At 64.2% G+C, this 18548-nt stretch carries 18 protein-coding genes; all 18 read right to left on the bottom strand.

Going from position 1 to position 18548, the window contains the following annotated elements:
• Positions 1–13: 13 nt before the first annotated feature.
• Entirely contained in the window at positions 14–1549 is a 1536-nt protein-coding gene (nuoN, locus tag G6N36_RS23120; protein ID WP_163689131.1) for an NADH-quinone oxidoreductase subunit NuoN, read from the bottom strand.
• Complete coding sequence (locus G6N36_RS23115; protein ID WP_163689130.1) at positions 1546–3147, bottom strand: NADH-quinone oxidoreductase subunit M; 1602 nt, start codon at positions 3145–3147, stop codon at positions 1546–1548. Before G6N36_RS23115 ends, nuoN begins: the two co-directional genes overlap by 4 nt.
• Positions 3141–5057: an NADH-quinone oxidoreductase subunit L gene (gene nuoL, locus G6N36_RS23110; RefSeq protein ID WP_163689129.1), complete on the bottom strand. Its 1917-nt coding sequence runs from the start codon at positions 5055–5057 to the stop codon at positions 3141–3143. The genes G6N36_RS23115 and nuoL overlap by 7 nt, the downstream gene beginning before the upstream one ends.
• Position 5058: 1 nt before the next feature.
• The gene (nuoK, locus tag G6N36_RS23105) at positions 5059–5358 is read right to left on the bottom strand and encodes an NADH-quinone oxidoreductase subunit NuoK (protein WP_163689128.1); all 300 of its coding nucleotides are present in this window, start codon (positions 5356–5358) and stop codon (positions 5059–5061) included.
• On the bottom strand, positions 5355–6164 hold the full coding sequence (locus tag G6N36_RS23100) for an NADH-quinone oxidoreductase subunit J (RefSeq protein WP_163689127.1): 810 nt from the start codon (positions 6162–6164) through the stop codon (positions 5355–5357). Before G6N36_RS23100 ends, nuoK begins: the two co-directional genes overlap by 4 nt.
• Complete coding sequence (gene nuoI, locus G6N36_RS23095) at positions 6161–6703, bottom strand: NADH-quinone oxidoreductase subunit NuoI (protein ID WP_163689126.1); 543 nt, start codon at positions 6701–6703, stop codon at positions 6161–6163. Before nuoI ends, G6N36_RS23100 begins: the two co-directional genes overlap by 4 nt.
• A complete protein-coding gene (nuoH, locus tag G6N36_RS23090) occupies positions 6696–8012 on the bottom strand; it encodes an NADH-quinone oxidoreductase subunit NuoH (RefSeq protein WP_163689125.1) in 1317 nt (438 codons plus the stop codon). The genes nuoI and nuoH overlap by 8 nt, the downstream gene beginning before the upstream one ends.
• Positions 8009–10393 carry an NADH-quinone oxidoreductase subunit G gene (locus tag G6N36_RS23085; protein ID WP_163689124.1) on the bottom strand — a complete coding sequence of 795 codons (2385 nt, stop codon included), beginning with the start codon at positions 10391–10393 and terminating at the stop codon, positions 8009–8011. The genes nuoH and G6N36_RS23085 overlap by 4 nt, the downstream gene beginning before the upstream one ends.
• A complete protein-coding gene (nuoF, locus tag G6N36_RS23080) occupies positions 10390–11724 on the bottom strand; it encodes an NADH-quinone oxidoreductase subunit NuoF (RefSeq protein WP_163689123.1) in 1335 nt (444 codons plus the stop codon). The genes G6N36_RS23085 and nuoF overlap by 4 nt, the downstream gene beginning before the upstream one ends.
• On the bottom strand, positions 11724–12470 hold the full coding sequence (nuoE, locus tag G6N36_RS23075; RefSeq protein ID WP_163689122.1) for an NADH-quinone oxidoreductase subunit NuoE: 747 nt from the start codon (positions 12468–12470) through the stop codon (positions 11724–11726). The genes nuoF and nuoE overlap by 1 nt, the downstream gene beginning before the upstream one ends.
• A gap of 28 nt (positions 12471–12498) precedes the next feature.
• Complete coding sequence (gene nuoD / locus G6N36_RS23070) at positions 12499–13797, bottom strand: NADH dehydrogenase (quinone) subunit D (protein WP_163689121.1); 1299 nt, start codon at positions 13795–13797, stop codon at positions 12499–12501.
• Complete coding sequence (locus tag G6N36_RS23065) at positions 13794–14459, bottom strand: NADH-quinone oxidoreductase subunit C (RefSeq protein WP_163689120.1); 666 nt, start codon at positions 14457–14459, stop codon at positions 13794–13796. Before G6N36_RS23065 ends, nuoD begins: the two co-directional genes overlap by 4 nt.
• Positions 14456–15010: a NuoB/complex I 20 kDa subunit family protein gene (locus tag G6N36_RS23060; protein WP_163689119.1), complete on the bottom strand. Its 555-nt coding sequence runs from the start codon at positions 15008–15010 to the stop codon at positions 14456–14458. The genes G6N36_RS23065 and G6N36_RS23060 overlap by 4 nt, the downstream gene beginning before the upstream one ends.
• Entirely contained in the window at positions 15001–15360 is a 360-nt protein-coding gene (locus G6N36_RS23055) for an NADH-quinone oxidoreductase subunit A (protein ID WP_163689118.1), read from the bottom strand. The genes G6N36_RS23060 and G6N36_RS23055 overlap by 10 nt, the downstream gene beginning before the upstream one ends.
• A 151-nt stretch (positions 15361–15511) precedes the next feature.
• A complete protein-coding gene (locus G6N36_RS23050; protein WP_163689117.1) occupies positions 15512–16354 on the bottom strand; it encodes a hypothetical protein in 843 nt (280 codons plus the stop codon).
• Positions 16351–17106 carry a DUF6390 family protein gene (locus tag G6N36_RS23045; protein ID WP_276067698.1) on the bottom strand — a complete coding sequence of 252 codons (756 nt, stop codon included), beginning with the start codon at positions 17104–17106 and terminating at the stop codon, positions 16351–16353. Before G6N36_RS23045 ends, G6N36_RS23050 begins: the two co-directional genes overlap by 4 nt.
• 5 nt (positions 17107–17111) lie before the next feature.
• Entirely contained in the window at positions 17112–18251 is a 1140-nt protein-coding gene (gene hypD / locus G6N36_RS23040) for a hydrogenase formation protein HypD (RefSeq protein WP_163689116.1), read from the bottom strand.
• Between the two features lie 16 nt (positions 18252–18267).
• Positions 18268–18540, bottom strand: coding sequence for a HypC/HybG/HupF family hydrogenase formation chaperone (locus G6N36_RS23035; RefSeq protein ID WP_163689115.1), 273 nt, complete (start codon positions 18538–18540; stop codon positions 18268–18270).
• Positions 18541–18548 lie beyond the last annotated feature (8 nt).

Here is an 18548-nt window from a genome sequence, read left to right as displayed (position 1 = left end):
AAGGCACCGCAGCTCACCGAAGGAACGCACCCGCACTGCCCGCTAGATCCAGCATTGGCTGCGGCACGACGCCGAACAACACCGTTGCGGCGACCGCCACCACAATTGCCGCGGCCGTAGCCGAACTGGGCACCACCACCTGCGGCCTGTCATCCGGTGGTGGCGCGAAGAACATCAGCAGGATCACCCGCGCGTAGGCGAATGCGGCGATGGCACTGGCGAAGGCGCCGACGACGACCAGCGGGACCGCACCTCCTTCGGCTGCGGCCGTGAACACCGCAAACTTGCTGACAAAGCCGCCCGTGAGCGGGACCCCGGCGAACGCGAGCAGGAAAAGCGAGAACACCGCACCGAGAAGAGGCGCTCGACGACCGAGGCCGGTCCACCGGGCGATGTCGGTGTCCTCCGCACCCCCGCCGGTGCGGACGAGCGTGACGATGGCGAACGCACCAAGCGCGCTGGGGCCGTAGACAACAAGGTAAAACAGCGTCGAAGAGATCCCGGCGTCGTTGGCTGCTATCACGCCCATCAGAATGAAACCGACCTGAGCGACCGCGGAGTAGGCAAGCATCCGTTTGATATCAGTTTGGGTGACTACCAACACCGAACCCGCGACCATTGTCAGGATGGCGATCGCCCACAGAATCGGTCGCCAGTCGTCACGCAAGCCCGGCAGCGCGACGTAGAAGATGCGCAGCATGGCCCCGAAGGCTGCGATCTTGGTGGCGGCGGCCATGAATCCGGTGATCGGTGTCGGCGCGCCTTGGTAGACGTCCGGAACCCATGAATGGAACGGCACTGCGCCCACCTTGAACAGAATTCCCACCGACAGCAGACCCACGCCGGCGATCGCAAGCGATACGTTGCCGGATCCGGCGTTGATCGCGTCACCGACGCCCGCCAGGCTAAGGGTGCCGCAGAACCCGTATAGCATCGCTGCGCCGTACAGGAAGAACGCAGACGAGAAGGCCCCCAGCAGAAAGTATTTCAACGCCGCCTCCTGAGACAGCACGCGCCGATGGCGAGCCAGCCCACAGAGCAGATACAGCGGCAGCGAGAACACTTCCAACGCGATGAACATCGTCAGCAAGTCGTTGGCGGCGGGAAAGAGCAGCATCCCGCCCACCGCGAACATCGTCAGCGGGAACACCTCGGTCTGGATGATCTTCGCTTCGGTGGCTTCGAGTTGCGCGACACTGCCGGGACCTGCGGACGCCTGCGGAGTGAAGCCCGCCAACCCCGTGGAGGGGCCACGCTCTGCGATGACGAGCACCGCAAGCAGGCCGACCAGCAGGATGACGCCCTGCAGGAACAGGGCTGGCCCGTCCACGGCGACCGCGCCTGCCACCGCAGCATGTTTCGTCCCCGCCAGCATGATGACCGCCACCAGTGCCGTGGCCAACGCGGCCACACTGAGCACCAACTGGACCCCATAGCGGCGGTCACGGGGCACGAACGCCTCTACCACGACCCCGGCAACGGCGACACCGAAGACGATGAGCATCGGCGAGAGCTCGCCGTATTCGACACTCGGAGTGGGCATACTCATGGATGCGGTCCTTCGGCTGTCATCGGTGTTGCGGGCGCAGTGGCCGGCCCCTGCTGGCCGATGGTTATCAAGGTGCGATCGACCGCCGGATTGATCACGTCGAGTGCGGGTTTGGGGTAAATGCCCAGCACCAGCAGCAGGGCGATGAGCGGTGTGACGACCGCGAGCTCCCGCGGTAGCAGATCACGCAGCTTGTCGTTGCCGTCGGTGACCGGACCTGTCATCATCCGCTGATAGAGCCACAAAATATAGATGGACGACAGCACCAGCGCGACAGAGGCCAGCACCGCGAATGCCGGGTACCGGGTGAAAGTGCCTATCAGCACCAGGAATTCGCTCATGAACGGTGCCAGACCCGGTAAGGCGAGGGTCGCCAGTCCTGCGACCATGAATGTGCCGGCCAGTACCGGCGCGACCTTCTGCACCCCGCCGTAGGCAGCGATCGTCCTGGTGCCCCGCCGCGACACCAGGAATCCGGCGATCAGGAACAGCGCCGCGGTCGAAATCCCGTGGTTGACCATGTAAAGCGTGGAGCCGGACTGCCCCTGGCTGGTCATCACGAAGATGCCGAGGACGATGAATCCGAAGTGTGATATCGACGTGTAGGCGATCAGCCGCATCACGTCGGTTTGTCCGATCGCGACAATCGCCCCATAGATGATCGCAATCACGGACAGGGTGATGATGAACGGCCGAAACGTCACTGATGCGTCGGGGAACAACTGCAGGCAATAGCGAAGCATGCCGAAGGTGCCCACCTTGTCGACGATCGACATCATCAACACCGCAGCTGCCGGAGTGGCTTCCACCGCGGCGCCGGGCAACCATGTATGAAAAGGCCACAGCGGTGCTTTGACGGCGAAGGCGAACATGAAGCCGAGGAACATTGCGTTGAGCGCAGCGGGATTGATGCCGAGTTGGCCGGAGGACACTGCTGTGGCGATGGCACGGAAGTCAAACGTCCCCGACCCGAAGACACCGCTGTGAGCGGTCACCACATATAGGCCGATCACCGCGGCCAGCATGATCAACCCGCCAAAAAGGTTGTACAGCAGAAACTTCAGCGCGGCCCTCGGAGCCGCCCCGGCGGCGACATCGGATCCCGAGCGACCCGTGCCTCCGAAGCTTCCGACGAGGAAGTACAGCGGGATGAGCATCGCCTCGAAGAACATGAAGAACAGCAGCACGTCGAGGGCGATCAGCGAGATCAGCACCATGCCCTCGACAGCCAGAATCAGCGCGACATAAGTGTGGACCAATCGCCCTCGACCGCCCGCGTCGTTCCAGCCGGCGAGCAGAATCAGCGGCACCAGCACCGCGGTGAGCAGTACCAACGCCAAGGCGATGCCGTCGATACCGAGGATATAGCCGGCGCCGAATGACGGTATCCAGATATGCGATTCGACGAACTGATACTCGTTGCCCTGAGGTTGGAACTGGACAGCCAATGCGACGGCCATGGCCAGAATTGCGATCGAAGTCATCAGTGCGGTGCACTTCGCGAGATGCCGTTGTGTCGCGGGCAGCACCATGATCACGCCGGCGCCGATCAGCGGCATCGACCACAGCGCGCTCAGCCAGGGAAAGTGACTCACCACATCCTCACCAGGGCCATGGCGACGACCACCAGCGTGGCGCCGACGAAGATGGATAGCGCGTATGACCGCGCGAACCCCGTCTGGAGCAGCCGGATCCGAGCCGAGGTTGCACCGATCAACCGGGCCAATCCCTCTACGAGGCCGTCGATACCTTTCCTGTCGACGGCGACCAGGGAACGGCTCAAAGTGCGGCCGGGACGCATGAAGATCGCCTCGTTGATCGCATCGCCATAGAGGTCGTCGCGGGCAGCGGCGGTCGCACCCGAAACCCAGGAAGTGGCAGATGCTTTCACGGGGCGGGTGGCGTACATCCGGTAGGCGACGGCCACTCCGATTGCGACGACCGTGAGGGTGATGACGGTCATCACCCACACCGGGGTGGCGTGTTCGGCTTCGTGGTGACCGACGACGGGTTCGAGCCAGTTCTGCAACGTGCCGCCGATCGCAAGCAGACCGCCGCCGGCGACCGAACCCGCCGCAAGCGCGATCATCGGCCAGGTCATCACCGCGGCGGGTTCGTGCGGATGCCTGACGGGGCCATCACCAGCTGAGTCTGCGGTACCGTCGTTCCAGCGGCGGTCCCCGAAAAACGTCATGAGCATGACACGACTCATGTAGAAAGCGGTGATCCCCGCGCCCAGCAATGTGGCACCGCCGAGGATCAGCCCTCTGAGTCCTCCCGCGGCAAAGGCTGTTTCGATGATCGCGTCCTTGGAAAAGAATCCCGCGAACGGCGGCACGCCGATGATCGCCAGATAGCCGAGCCCAAAGGTGACGAAGGTGATCGGCAGGAACTTCCGCAGACCGCCGTAGCGACGCATGTCGACGTCGTCGTTCATGGCGTGCATCACCGACCCGGCCCCCAGGAACAGGCCCGCCTTGAAGAAGCCGTGGGTCAGCAGGTGCATGATCGCCACCGCGTACCCGGCTGGGCCGAGACCGGCAGCCAGCACCATGTAACCGATCTGGCTCATGGTCGATGCGGCGAGGGCCTTCTTGATGTCGTCCTTGGCGCAGCCGACGACAGCCCCGAACAGCAATGTGACCGCGCCGACGATCACGACGCCGAGTTGGGCGTTGGGGGCCAGGTTGAAAACGGGACCGGACCGCACGATCAGATAGACCCCGGCGGTCACCATCGTCGCGGCATGGATGAGCGCCGACACGGGTGTGGGGCCCTCCATGGCGTCGCCCAGCCATGACTGCAACGGCACCTGCGCGGATTTGCCGCACGCGGCAAGCAGCAACAACAAACCGATGGCGGTCAAGGTGCCCTGCGACAACGCCGGGGCCGCGCCGAACACGTCGGCGTAGGAAATGGACCCGACAGAAGCGAACATCACCATCATCGCGATCATCAGTCCGGCATCGCCGACCCGGTTCACGACGAACGCTTTCTTGGCCGCGGTGGCCGCCGACGGCTTCTGGGACCAGAACCCGATGAGCAGATACGACGCCAAACCGACGCCTTCCCAACCCACGTACAGGCCAAGGTAATTGTCGGCCAGTACAAGCAGCAGCATCGCCGCCACGAACAGGTTCAGGTAGGCAAAGAATCGGCGCCGCTCGGGGTCGTCGGCCATATAGCCGATCGCGTAGATGTGAATGAGCGAGCCGACTCCGGTGATCAGCAGCACGAAACACATCGACAGGGCGTCGAGCTGCAGGCCGAAATCGAGTTGGAGGCCGGCAACCGGCACCCAAGGGGTGAACAGGCTTTCGTGAATCACCCGGTCGGCGGCGTCCCGACCGAGCAGTTCGACGAACAACGCGAATCCGAGCGCGAACGCTCCCATCGAGGTCGCGCACCCCAGCAGATGGCCCCAGCGGTCGCTGCGCCGTCCGGCCAGAAGCAACACGACCGCACCCGCCAACGGCAGGACGACCATCGGCCACACCAGAGTCGTCATGTCAGTTCCGCAGAAGGTTGGCGCCGTCGGCCGAAACCGATCGGCGGGTGCGGAAGATCGTCATGATTATCGCGAGGCCCACCACGACCTCGCAGGCGGCCACCACCATCGTGAAGAACGCCACCACCTGCCCATCGAGGTGGCCGTGCATTCGCGAGAACGCCACGAACGCCAGGTTGGCGGCATTCAGCATCAGCTCGACGCACATGAACATGACAAGCGCATTGCGCCGCAACAGCACTCCGGCCGCGCCGACGGTGAACAGCAACGCCGACAAGTGGAGATAGTTCACCGGATTCACTGCACACCCTCTTCCACTGTCGAAGTCGATGTCGTACGAGATTCAGAAACGAGCAGCGTCAGCACGAGTCCCCTTCGCTTCAGGGTCCTGCTGACCGAGAGGTCGCAGACGCCGCCGTCGGGGAGCCGGGCCGGAATGTCGACGGCGTTGTGGCGCGCGTAGACGCCGGGTGCCGGCAACGGGGTGGGATGTCCGCCGGGTTGGAACCGTTGCCGCGCCAGGTCGCGTTGGCTCTTGCGTCTCGTCAAACGTTCGCGGTGGGCGAGCATCATCGCAGCCAAGGTGGCGGTGATCAGCAGTGCACCGGTGAGCTCGAAGGCCCAGAGATACCTGGTGAAGATCAATTCCGCCAGCCCCTGCACGTTCCCGCCGGCGTTGGCATCGGACAAGCCGGTGAACCCGGTAGTCGCGATGTTGCCGAATGTGCCGGTCAAGACCATTGCGAAACCCGCCCCCGCGACAATGGCGGCAATGCGTTGCCCGCGTAGGGTTTCGACCAACGATTCCGACAGGTCGACACCCACGAGCATGACGACGAACAGGAACAACATCATCACCGCACCGGTGTAGACAATCACCTGCACGACACCGAGGAACAGCGCGTCCTGGGCGATGTAAAGGACGGCCAGATTGATCATCGTGGTTGCCAGGAAAATCGCGGAGTACACCGCACTGGGCGCCACGACCACGCCGACGGCAGCGAGCGCCGTCACCGCCGCCAGAATCCAGAACACCACCGCCTCGGCGGTCGAGGTCTGCGTGAGGGGCTCGGCCGCAAGCAGCGCCGTCGACGCAACAACTCTCACGAGTCGACACCCCCGTCGGCATCGGCATCTGTGGCACCGGCGATCTTGCCGCGGTAGTAGTCCTCGTCGGTGGTGCCTTCGGCCATGGGGTGTGGCAGGGGCACCATTCCGGGCAGCAGCGGTATCAGGAGCTTGTCCTTGCCGTAGATGAGGTCCGCGCGGTTGTCGTCGGCCATCTCGAATTCGTTGGTCATCGTCAGTGCACGGGTGGGGCACGCCTCGATGCACAGGCCACAGCCGATACAGCGCAGGTAGTTGATCTGATACACCCGGCCGTACCGTTCGCCGGGTGAAAAGCGCTCCGTCTCAGTATTTTGCGCGCCTTCTACATAGATGGCGTCGGCCGGACATGCCCACGCACACAGCTCACAGCCGATGCACTTCTCCAGCCCGTCGTCATAGCGGTTCAACTGGTGGCGGCCGTGGTAGCGCGGCGCGGTCGGCTCCTTGTGCTCCGGATACTGTTCAGTGATCGGCCTTTTGAACATCGTCGAGAACGTGACACCGAAACCGGCGACCGCTGCGAGAAACTTAGGCATCGTGACTATTCCCCCTGCTCAGCACAGCGTCGATCGGGATCGAGTTCCCGTTGTGGATTGGCTCGGCGACAGGGTCACCGATGTGCGCATCGACGGCACACACTTGTCCTGGCAGTGGCGGAACCGGGAATCCGCCGAGCATCGGGGCAAACGACCCGTCTGTCGTCTCTGGCTCAGGGGCCCTTCGGACTTGGTTGCGCCGCAGCACAATCAGCGTCAGCGCGAGCAACACGAGGCCGGCGACAGCTGCCGAGAGTTCTCCCTCGGCGTCGACGGTGCGCAAGGTGGCCACGGTCATTATCCAGGCCAGTGAAACCGGGATGAGCAGTTTCCAGCCCAACGCCATGAACTGGTCGTAACGCAATCGCGGCAGGGTCGCACGCAGCCAAATGAATGCGAACAGGAAGATCCAGACCTTTGCGGTGAACCAGATCAGGGTCACCCAACCGGAGTTGGCACCGTCCCACACGCTGAACGGCCACGGCGCCTGCCAGCCGCCGAGGAAGATCGTCGTCGCCAGCGCGGAGACGGTGGTCATGTTGACGTACTCGGCGAGCATGAACATCGCGAACTTCAGCGATGAGTACTCGGTGTGGAAGCCGCCGACCAGTTCACCTTCGGCCTCGGGCAGATCGAATGGTGCGCGGTTGGTTTCGCCGACCATCGCTGTGACATAGATGAGGAACGACGGCAGTAACAGAAAGATGTACCAAGTCCCGCTCTGGGCGGCCACGATCTCCGAGGTCGACATGGTGCCCGCGTGCAGGAACACTGCTGCGAACGAGAGCGCCATCGCGATCTCGTAGGAGACCACCTGGGCGCTGGAGCGCAATCCGCCCAGCAGTGGATAGGTGGAGCCGGACGCCCAGCCTGCCAGCACGATCCCATACACCCCGATCGAGGTGACCGCAAGGACGTAGAGCACCGCGACGGCGAGATCGGTCAACTGCAGCGCAGTGTGATGTCCGAACACCGAAACCGCCCCGCCCATGGGGATCACCGCGAACGCCATGAATGCCGGGATCACCGCAATGATCGGCGCGAGCAGGTAGATCGGCTTGTCGACCCCCGCCGGCACCAGTCCCTCCTTGAGGGCGAGCTTTACGCCATCCACCAGCGACTGCAACAGTCCGTACGGCCCCACCCGGTTCGGACCGAACCGCATCTGCATCCGTCCAAGAACCCTGCGCTCCACCAGGATCGCCACCAGGACGGTGACCAGTAGGAATACGAACACCCCAAGTGCCTTGGCCACAACCAACCACCACGGGTCATGGCCGAACCAGGAGAGGTCGGGTTGTTGCGTCACACTGTCCTCCGGATTCGCACCACCGCGCCGGTGGTGACTCCGAGCTGGGCGTGGACCGCCGAGCCGGTCGAGTTGAGCGGCAGCCAGACGACGCGATCAGACATCTCGGTGATCGACAGTGGTAGGTGGACCTCCCCATGGGCGGTGCTCACGGTCACTGAATCACCTGGAGCTAACCCGATTTCACTGGCCGTCGCCGCTGACAAGCGGGCAACGGAGTGCCGAGCGGTGCCGGCCAGATTCGGTTCGCCGTCCTGGAGTCGGCCGCCGTCGAGGAGCATCCGCCAACCCGCCAACACCGCCTGGCCCACATTGAGCCGCTCAGGCTCGGCGGATGGATCTTGCGGTGCGGCGCTGCGGCGCCCTACCCACACCCCGAGCCGCGCCATCTCGGCGGCCGCCACCGCAGCGGTAGGGCAACCGAGGTCGACACCGATTTCGTCGGACAGCCCGTGCAGGACCCGCAGGTCCGCGACCGCGTTGGTGGTGAGCGCGGCCTCGAATGACCGAAACCGGGCCTCCCAGTTCAGGAATGCGCCAGCTTTCTCGGCGGCGGGTGCCACCGGGAAAACGACGTCGGCGAGCTCGGTGACGGCGCTCTCCCGCAGTTCGAGACTCACGACGAATCGCGCAGCAGCGATGGCGGCGAGCGCGGCACCCGGGTCGGATAGGTCCGCAATATCGATTCCGCCAACGAGCAGGGCACTGAGTTCACCGGCACGGGCGGCGGCCAGGATCTCGGTCGTGTCCCTCCCGGGCACCGCGGGCAGGTCGGTGTGGTTCCACGCCGCGGCGGTCTGTTCGCGGGCCCGGTTATTGGCGACGGGCCGGCCGCCGGGCAGCAGGTTGGGCAGGCAACCTGCCTCAAGTGCGCCACGATCGCCGGCCCGCCGCGGAATCCACGCCAGGCGTGCGCCGGTCGCAGCGGCGAGTTGAATCGCGGCGGACAGCGCCCCAGGGCTGGTCGCCAGCCTCTCCCCCACCAGGATCAGAGCGCCGGGCTGGTGCAATAGCTCGTCGCCCGACAGGCCGGCGAGGGCGGCGGCCTCGGCCCCTGGCGCCGTCATGACGACGCGTCCGCCCATTTTCGTCAGGCCACGGCTCGCGAACGGCGCGATCGAAACCACCCGTGTGCCGTGCTTTCGCGCGGCTTTGCGTAGCCGCAGGAACACGATCGGTGATTCCTCTTCGGGGTCGAACCCGGCGATCACCACCACCGGTGCCTGTTCGAGATCGCCGTAGCTCACCGTCATCGGTTGCCCGGCGACGTTCGCGGCAAGGAACTGTGCCTCTTCGCTCGAGTGGGGCCGGATGCGGAAGTCGATGTCGTTGGTACCCAGCACCAACCGCGCGAACTTGCTGTACGCGTAGGCATCTTCGACGGTGCACCGTCCACCGACGAGGACTCCGGCATTACCTTTCGCCGCAGCCAGCCCGGCAGCAGCCAGCCTGAGCGCTTCCGGCCAGGAAGCCGGTCGCAGCGCGCCGTCACCGCGACGGATCTGTGGTGTGGTTATGCGATCGCCGACATCGGCATACCGGAAGGACCAGCGCCCCTTGTCGCAGTTCCACTCTTCATTGACAAGTGGGTCATCACCTGCGAGGCGACGTAACACCTTTCCACGGCGATGGTCGGTGCGCAGCGCGCATCCGGATGCGCAGTGTTCGCACGCCGTCGGCGAGGAGATGAGATCGAAGGGGCGGGCCCGGAAGCGGTAACTGCTGCCGGTCAATGCGCCGACCGGACAAATCTGGACGGTATTACCCGAAAAGTAGGAATCGAACGGTTCATTGGCCGCGATGCCGACCTGTTGCAAAGCACCGCGTTCCAACAACTCGATGGTCGGATCGCCCGCGATCTGCTGCGAGAAGCGAGTGCACCGGGCGCACAACACACAGCGCTCGCGATCCAGCAGCACCTGCGTCGAGAGGTTGATCGGCTTGGGGAAGGTCCGTTTGGTGTCGGTGAATCGGCTTTCGGACCTTCCGTTGGACATGGCCTGGTTTTGAAGCGGGCACTCACCGCCCTTGTCACACACGGGGCAGTCCAGCGGGTGGTTGATCAGCAACAGCTCCATCACGCCGAGTTGAGCCGCGCCGGCGTTCTCCGAGGTGTGCTGGGTGCGCACCACCATGTCGGGAGCGACGGCCATAGTGCACGACGCCACCGGTTTACGCTGACCCTTGACCTCGACCAGACACTGACGGCATGCTCCCACCGGCTCCAACAACGGGTGATCACAGAAGCGCGGTATCTGCACACCGATCAACTCGGCGGCCCGAATCACCAACGTGCCCTTGGGCACGCTGAGTTCCACGTCGTCGATGGTGAGGTGCACCCCCTCCACGTCAGCTTCCTTGCGGTGTTCGGCGAGGGTCATATCAGGGCCTCCGGTGGCGCGAGCATGGAGGCCGACGGGTCGAACGGGCAGCCGCCGCGCAGGTGCGCTTCGTACTCCGCACGAAAGAATTTGACCGAGGAGATTATCGGGCTTGCGGCACCGTCGCCCAACGCACAGAACGACTTTCCGAACAGAGTGTCTGAGATGTCGAGCAACTTCTGGATATCCGACTGGGTGCCCGACCCGGTCTCCAATCGTCGATAGATCTGAGTAAGCCAGTACGTGCCTTCCCGGCACGGAGTGCACTTGCCGCAGGACTCGTGCGCGTAGAACTGGGTCCAGCGCCGCACAGCGCGCACCACGCACGTCGTTTCGTCGAAAATCTGGAGCGCCTTTGTGCCGAGCATCGAGCCGACGCCGGCGACTCCCTCGTAATCCAGTGGCACATCAAGGTGTTCGGCGGTCAGCAACGGTGTCGACGAACCACCCGGGGTCCAGAACTTCAACTCGTGCCCGTCACGTACACCGCCCGCGTATGCCAACAACTCGCGCAGAGTGATGCCCAGCGGTGCCTCATACTGGCCAGGCTGTTTCACATGCCCGGACAGCGAATACAGCGTGAAGCCCGGTGATTCCTCTGATCCCATGGAGGCGAACCAGTCGATGCCGTTCAGCAGGATCGGTGGGACGCTCGCGATGGTCTCGACGTTGTTGACGACCGTCGGGCAGGCATACAGTCCCGCCACCGCAGGGAACGGCGGCCGCAACCGGGGTTGGCCGCGGCCACCCTCGAGCGAATCCAGCAGAGCGGTCTCCTCCCCGCAGATATAGGCCCCCGCGCCGGCATGTACCACCACCTCCAGGTCAAATCCGGACCAGCCGATGTCCTTGCCCAGGTAACCCGCCGCATACGCCTCGGCCACCGCCGACTGCAGGCGGCGCAGCACAGGAACGACCTCCCCGCGCACATAGATGAATGCCTGGTGTGCACGAATTGCGTAGGCGGCGATGATGGCACCCTCGATCAGCGCGTGCGGGGACATCAACATCAACGGAATGTCCTTGCACGTACCGGGTTCGGACTCGTCGGCATTGATGACCAGAAAGTGCGGCTTGGCGCCGATCCCGGTGTCAGCCTGTGGAATGTAGGACCACTTGGTGCCGGTGCGAAAGCCCGCGCCGCCGCGGCCCCGCAATCCCGATTTCTCGACCAGGGCGATCACGTCATCGGGTTCCATACCCAGCGCCTTGTCCAGGGCGCGGTAGCCGTCGTGGCGTCGGTAGGTTTCCAACGACCAGGAATCCGGCTCATCCCAGAACCGGCTCAGCACCGGCGTCAAGGGCGTCGACTGGGCTTGCGAAGGCACCATTACTGCCCCGATTCTGATGTGACGTCGGGTGTATCGGGTGCGGTCAATCCCAGCTCGCGCGCCACGCGCAGCCCGGCGAGCGTCGCCGTACAGACCTGTCCGGCATCGGCTTCCGCGCGATCGACAGGTGCCCCGGCCAGCATGCGGGAAGTGTCTCTGAAGCTGCACGGCGCGGCACCGCGCGTGGGCACCGGCGGTTGGCCCCCGCGCAGTGTGTCAACGAGATCACATGCGCTATCTGGTGATTGGTTGTCGAAGAACTCCCAGTTGACCATCACGACCGGGGCGTAGTCGCACGCGGCATTGCATTCGATTTGCTCGAGCGTCACCCGTCCGTCATCGGTGGTCTGCCCGACATCGACACCGAGATGATCCTGAAGGGTGCGCAGAATCGCATCGCCGCCCATCACCGCACACAACGTGTTCGTGCACACGCCGACCAGGTACTCACCCGTCGGGCTGCGTCTATACATCGAGTAAAAGGTGGCGACGGCCGTCACCTCCGCATCGGTCAGATCCAATTGGCGCGCACAGAAATTGATGCCGCCGGTGGTGACGTAGCCGTCGTGGCCCTGCACCAGATGCAACAGCGGCAGGAGCGCAGAGCGGGGCTTCGGGTACTTCGCGATGATCGCAGCGGCGTCGGCGGCCAGCCGCGCCGTCACGTCGGGGGGATACGTGGCGCCATTACCAATCGGCGCGCCGGGTTCATCGGGCCGTGGCCCCAGTTGCAGGTCCACCGTCATCGGTTGTGCCTCTTCGCGCGAGCGCTCATCAGCGGTCGACACCCCCCATGACCGGGTCGATGCTCGCGACGGCGGCGATGACGTCGGCGACCAAGCCGCCTTCACACATGGCGGCGACGGCTTGGAGGTTGGTGAACGAGGGGTCGCGGTAATGGACCCGGTAGGGTCGGGTGCCGCCGTCGGACACCATGTGCACACCCAGGTGGCCCCGAGGACTTTCGACGGCGACGTAGACCTGTCCGGCCGGAACCCGGATTCCCTCGGTGACGAGCTTGAAGTGGTGGATGAGCCCCTCCATGGAGTCGCCCATGATCGTGGAGATGTGCTCAGCAGAGTTGCCGAGGCCGTCCACCCCCAGCTTCAGATCCGCCGGCCAGGCCAGTTTCTTGTCGGTGATCATCACCGGACCGGGTTCCAGGCGCTGCACACACTGCTCGACGATCTTCAGTGATTCCTTCATCTCTTCGACCCGGATCAAGTAGCGGCCGTAGGCGTCGCATCCGTCGTCGGTGATGACATCGAAGTCGAATGTCTCGTAGCCGCAGTAGGGTTGGGTCTTACGGAGGTCGTGCGGTAATCCGGTGGACCGCAACACCGGTCCGGTGATCCCGAGTGCCATGCACCCCGTCAGATCCAGGTATCCGACGCCCTTGTTACGGGCCTTCCAGATTGCGTTCTCGCGCAGCAGGTCCTCGAGATCGCTCAGCTGGCCCGGCAGGGTCGTCAACAGCGCTCGGATTCGGTCAATGCCGTCGTCGGGCAAGTCGGCGGCCAGCCCGCCCGGCCGGATGTAGGCGTGATTCATCCGTAGGCCGGTGATCGCCTCGAAAACCTTCAGGATGTCTTCGCGACCGAGAAATCCGAAGAACATGGCGCTCATGGCTCCCAACTCCATGCCGCCGGTCGCCAGTGCGACCAGATGACTGGAGATGCGGTTGAGTTCCATCAGCAGCACCCGAATCACGCTGGCGCGCTCAGGAATGTCATCGGTGACGTCGAGCAGCTTCTCGACACCCAGGCAATAGGCGGTCTCGTTGAAGAACGGGGACAGGTAATCCATTCGGGTAACGAACGTCACGCCCTGTGTCCAGTTGCGGTACTCCAGGTTCTTTTCGATGCCGGTATGCAGGTAGCCGATACCGCAGCGGGCCTCGGTCACCGTCTCGCCCTCGATCTCCAGGATCAGCCGCAAGACACCGTGTGTCGACGGGTGCTGGGGTCCCATGTTGACGACGATGCGTTCCCCTGACGGTGACCCGGCCGCGGCCGCCGCCACGATCTGGTCCCAATCCTGCCCAGCCACCGTGATCACGGTCTCGGCCGTCACCGGTAGGACCTGCGCTCGTCGGGTGGCGGAATCGAAGCGCCGTGGTACTCGACGGGGATGCCGCCCAACGGATAGTCCTTGCGTTGCGGATGGCCCTGCCAGTCATCGGGCATTTCGATACGGGTCAGCGAGGGATGCCCATCGAAGACGATCCCGAAGAAGTCATAGGTCTCGCGCTCGTGCCAGTCCGTCGTCGGATAGACCGAAAAGAGCGACGGCACATGCGGATCGGCATCTGGGCAGCTCACCTCGAGCTGGATGCGACGGTTGTGGGTGATCGACGTCAGCGGGTACAGCGCGTGCAGCTCACGGCCGCCGTCGTCGGGGTAGTGCACCCCCGACACCCCAAGGCACAGCTCGAACCGCAACCCTGGTTCATCCCGCAGCACCTGTGCCACCGCAAGCAAGTGCTCCCTTCGTACTTCCAGTGTCAGTTCTTTGCGGAAGACGACAACCCGCTCGATGGCGTCAGCGACGCCGGACTTCGCAAGCGTGGCTGTCAGGAGGTCGACGACTTCGTCGAAGTAGCCGGAGTACGGGCGAGAGGAGCTCGGCCGCTTGGGAAGTGGCTGCAGTAGCCGCCCATAGCCGGACGTATCGCCGCTGCCCGCAACGCCGAACATTCCGTGGCGCATGCCATTCGTGCCGATTGTCCCGCTCATCGGAGCAGGCCGGTGAGTACGATGGTGGGGGGCGATGACAGCGCGGCCTGTTCGGCCGCGGCGATGGCCTCGGCGCGGTGCACACCGAGCGGCATCTTCTGAATCTGTTCGTGCAGCATCAGGATGGCGTGCAACAGCATCTCCGGACGCGGTGGGCACCCCGGTAGGTAGATGTCCACCGGCACGATGTGGTCGACGCCCTGCACGATTGCGTAGTTGTTGAACATCCCGCCCGACGATGCACACACGCCCATGGCGAGAACCCATTTCGGCTCAGCCATCTGGTCATAAACCTGACGAAGCACCGGTGCCATCTTCTGCGAGACCCGACCGGCGACGATCATCAGATCGGCCTGCCGCGGTGTCGCCGAGAACCGCTCCATTCCGAACCGCGCGATGTCGAACCGCGGTGACGCCGTGGACATCATCTCGATCGCACAACACGCCAATCCGAACGTCGCAGGCCACAAGGAGCCCTTCCGTACGTAACCGGCCACCTTTTCCAGGGTGGACAACAAGATCCCACCGGGTAGCTGCTCTTCTAGTCCCAATTGAGGCCACCTCGCCGCCACACGTAGGCGTAGGCCACAAAGACCGTCAGCATGAAGAGCAACATCTCGACCAAGGCGAATACACCCAATGAGTCGAACGACACCGCCCACGGATACAGAAACACGATTTCGATGTCGAACACGATGAACAACATCGCGGTCAGATAGAACCTGATCGGGATCCGGGCCGACGCCGTCGGTCTCTCGGCCGGTTCGATACCGCACTCGTAGGCATCGAGCTTGGCCCGGTTATACCGGCGCGGGCCGATCGCCAGCGCCATCCCCACAGAGCCGACCGCGAACGCGGTGGCGATCGCGCAGAGGACGAGTATCGGCGAATAGACACCCATGCCTGCCTCCCTGCTCGCTGTAGTGCCGCAACGTAAACCGCTGTCGCCGAGGCCCACTGGGTCTTACCGGTAACCGCATGTCTACTGACCTAACGCAGGCGGGTAGACCCCGATATGGGGGATATGCCAGGTGATTGGCGAGAATGCGCTCTCAGCGCTCTATCGGTAGGGCCAGAAGCCCCGGGTCGACGGTGGCCCGAGCCGCCACCGATGCGGCGACGGCGGAGACGATCACCGCAGCGTCGCCGTCTCTGCCCTTGGGGATTTCGATCGCCGCGCTGTCCGGCCCGTCGCGATTGGCCATCAGCCAGTCGTACAGCAACCAGTCCAGAGCGCACGCCGTCGCCAGCGGGTCGGCTTCGGGCGCGCCGGCGGCGGCCACCACCGCCGACAGAGCGTCTCGATGCTCGTTACGCGCGGCGTCCTTGTTCACCCCGGAGCTGTCGAACAGCATCATCGACAGCGTGAGCGGGAAACGCAGTCCCGACTCGGTTCGGACGATCCAGCGCCCACCCTTCCACGGCGCATCCGAATCCGCCTGACACATCTCGCCGTATCCGCTGACCACACCGAGTGAGGGGTCGTCGAGTTCGCCGTCGAACGGGGCGGGTCCCAGTAGGCCCAGGGGTTCTCGGGCGCATATCGAGAACAACGCAGCGGTTCCGATGATCTTGCCAGCCCGCACATCGGCATCGATGCCCGTCATCTCGATCGCCGTCGCATATTCGTGGCAGAGTCGGTCCAGAGCGCGGTGCAGCTGGACCAGGTCGTCCCTCTCGCTTTCCGTATCCGGTCGACGGCCGCCGCCTAGCAGCTCACCGAACCGTGCTGCGGCGATGATCAATGCATCGTCGAGGGCCTCCAGATGAGTCGCCACAAGTCGATCGGCCTCGTCATCGTCGATGACCAACTCGGACAACGTCGCCGGTGTGCCCGCCAGCGACGCCCAATGGAATCCGATCTGACCATCGGCCTGCAGGATCCGAGGTCTCATTGCGCCTGCGCAAGACGGTGATTGGTGAGCCTGAGCTGCCGGGCCGTACTGTCCTGAAGCGTCCGAACCTGATCAGCCGACAGCCGACCGCACAATCGACCCCAGTGCACGGCGACTTCGTCGCCAGCAGCGGCATCGGGCACAGCGCTGTACCCGTCCTCCCAGATTTCCAGGCGCCGTGCCGACGGTTCGGACATCCCCAGGGCGCGGCCGTCCCAGACCAGCTCGGGGGCTGACACCTCGACCTGATGATCGTCACGGGACAGCACGGTGGCCCACGTTATTCGGCAGCCGTCGAGAACCCGCAGCGGATGCTCGTCCATTCCGCGCCCGAGCAGCCGCGACCATGGATACACCCCGAACACGTGGAAGCAATGGTTGCCAGCCGCTTCGGCACCGAGATCCGAGGTGAGGTGCGACCAGTAGTGGCCCGCCCGCGGGCCGATCACCGCCAACAGTTCGTCGGCGAACTCCCGCGGGTCGAGATCGGCGGCGACGCCGCCACCAAGCCAGTATGACTCGACGAGTCGATGGTCCAACGGATCTGCGATACCGGTCATCCGGGACAACACCTGCAGGTACGGCCAGGCACCGGAAAATCCCTTCGCGACTTCTCGCACCTCGTCGGCCGTGCCGCCCCGCAAGGTGCCCGCCTCCGGCGGGCCGCAATAGCCGAGTCGGTTCGGGGCGTAGGCGTAGCGTGCGAACATCTCGGCGCCCCCGGTGTCAAGGGATCGCCGAGCCGCCGACAACGGGGTCACCCTCGTGCACCGAGCCCCACGAGCTTGGCGGCGTCGCGGTGCATCCGGCCGAAGTTGTAATACGCCGCGCAGGCGCCCTCAGCGGACACCATGCACGTCCCGATCGGTGTCTCCGGGGTGCACGCGGTACCGAAAACCTTGCACTCCCAGGGCTTCAGGACGCCCTTGAGCACCTCGCCGCACTGACACGCCTTCGGATCGGCCACACGTACACCGGGCATCGCGTATCGCAGTTCGGCGTCGAACTGCGCGAAGTCGTCATGCAGTTTCAACGCGCTCTGCGAGATGAAACCCAGCCCGCGCCATTCGAAATGCGGACGCAGCGCGAAGACCGTCGCCATCAGTGTGAGGGCGGCGACGTTGCCCTCCTCGTGCACCACGCGCGAGTACTGGTTCTCCACCTCGCAGCGACCCTCGCGGATCTGGGTCAACAACATTGCCACCGACGCCAAGATGTCAAGTGGCTCGAAGCCCGCCACTACCAAGGGTTTACCGTAGACCTCGGGGACGAACCGGTACGGCCTGTTCCCGACAACGGTTGACACGTGGCCGGGTCCTAGGAAGCCGGACAGTCGAAGATCAGGCGAATCGAGGATGGCCTTGATCGGCGGCACGATCGTGACGTGATTGCAGAAAACCGTGAAGTTCTCGACGCCCAGCTCGCGGGCGCGCACCAAGGTGACCGCGGTGGACGGCGCGGTGGTTTCGAAGCCGATCGCGAAGAACACCACCTGCTTGTCGGGATTGTCGACGGCCAGCTTGAGCGCGTCCAGCGGGGAGTAGACGAACCGCACGTCGGCCCCGCGTGCCTTCGCGTCCAGAAGGCTGCCGTTCGATCCGGGCACGCGCATCATGTCGCCGAAGCAGGTGAAGATGACATCGGGCTGCTGCGCCAGCCACATCGCGTCATCGATACGGCCCATGGGGATTACGCAGACCGGACAGCCGGGGCCGTGCACCAGCTCGACGTTATCCGGCAGCAGGTGCTCGATACCGTGCCGGTAGATGGTGTGGGTGTGTCCGCCGCACACCTCCATGAACTTGAAGTGTTCGGCACCGTTGCCCGCGAGCCTTTCGATGGCGCCGAGGAGCTTGCGGGCAGCCGCGGGATCACGGAACTCGTCAACGAAACGCATGGCGTGTCTTCCTTTTTCAGATGATTGAGGACGAATCGAAGGCTTCGATCTCTTCGGCGTAGCTGGTGCCGAGCTTTTGGACAGCCGCAAGCGTCAGCAACGCCTCCGTCTCGTCGATCTTGGCCATCGCGAAACCGACATGAACCAGCACCCACTCGTCCGGTTCAGGCAAATCCTTCTCGAGCAGCCGGATGCTGATCGTCCGCCGTACCCCACTGACATCTACTTTCGCCAAATAGTTTGCTGCATCGGTGATCTCGACGATCCGGCCGGGAATTCCAAGACACATTTTCGCCA

Origin of the sequence: Mycolicibacterium gadium (genome assembly GCF_010728925.1) — a bacterium.
In the GTDB taxonomy this organism is placed as follows: Bacteria; Actinomycetota; Actinomycetes; order Mycobacteriales; family Mycobacteriaceae; genus Mycobacterium; species Mycobacterium gadium.
The sequence above is the reverse complement of the archived record's forward strand: the minus strand, read 5'-3'. Positions and strand labels throughout refer to the sequence as shown.

What these genes read in the sequence shown, in the direction of transcription:
- nuoN (WP_163689131.1), bottom strand. Translation starts at nt 1,549, where the DNA reads ATGAGTATGCCCACTCCGAGTGTCGAATACGGCGAGCTCTCGCCGATG.
- nuoL (WP_163689129.1), bottom strand. Translation starts at nt 5,057, where the DNA reads ATGACGACTCTGGTGTGGCCGATGGTCGTCCTGCCGTTGGCGGGTGCG.
- nuoI (WP_163689126.1), bottom strand. Translation starts at nt 6,703, where the DNA reads ATGCCTAAGTTTCTCGCAGCGGTCGCCGGTTTCGGTGTCACGTTCTCG.
- G6N36_RS23085 (WP_163689124.1), bottom strand. Translation starts at nt 10,393, where the DNA reads ATGACCCTCGCCGAACACCGCAAGGAAGCTGACGTGGAGGGGGTGCAC.
- nuoF (WP_163689123.1), bottom strand. Translation starts at nt 11,724, where the DNA reads ATGGTGCCTTCGCAAGCCCAGTCGACGCCCTTGACGCCGGTGCTGAGC.
- nuoE (WP_163689122.1), bottom strand. Translation starts at nt 12,470, where the DNA reads ATGACGGTGGACCTGCAACTGGGGCCACGGCCCGATGAACCCGGCGCG.
- G6N36_RS23065 (WP_163689120.1), bottom strand. Translation starts at nt 14,459, where the DNA reads ATGAGCGGGACAATCGGCACGAATGGCATGCGCCACGGAATGTTCGGC.
- G6N36_RS23055 (WP_163689118.1), bottom strand. Translation starts at nt 15,360, where the DNA reads ATGGGTGTCTATTCGCCGATACTCGTCCTCTGCGCGATCGCCACCGCG.
- G6N36_RS23050 (WP_163689117.1), bottom strand. Translation starts at nt 16,354, where the DNA reads ATGAGACCTCGGATCCTGCAGGCCGATGGTCAGATCGGATTCCATTGG.
- hypD (WP_163689116.1), bottom strand. Translation starts at nt 18,251, where the DNA reads ATGCGTTTCGTTGACGAGTTCCGTGATCCCGCGGCTGCCCGCAAGCTC.
- G6N36_RS23035 (WP_163689115.1), bottom strand. Translation starts at nt 18,540, where the DNA reads ATGTGTCTTGGAATTCCCGGCCGGATCGTCGAGATCACCGATGCAGCA.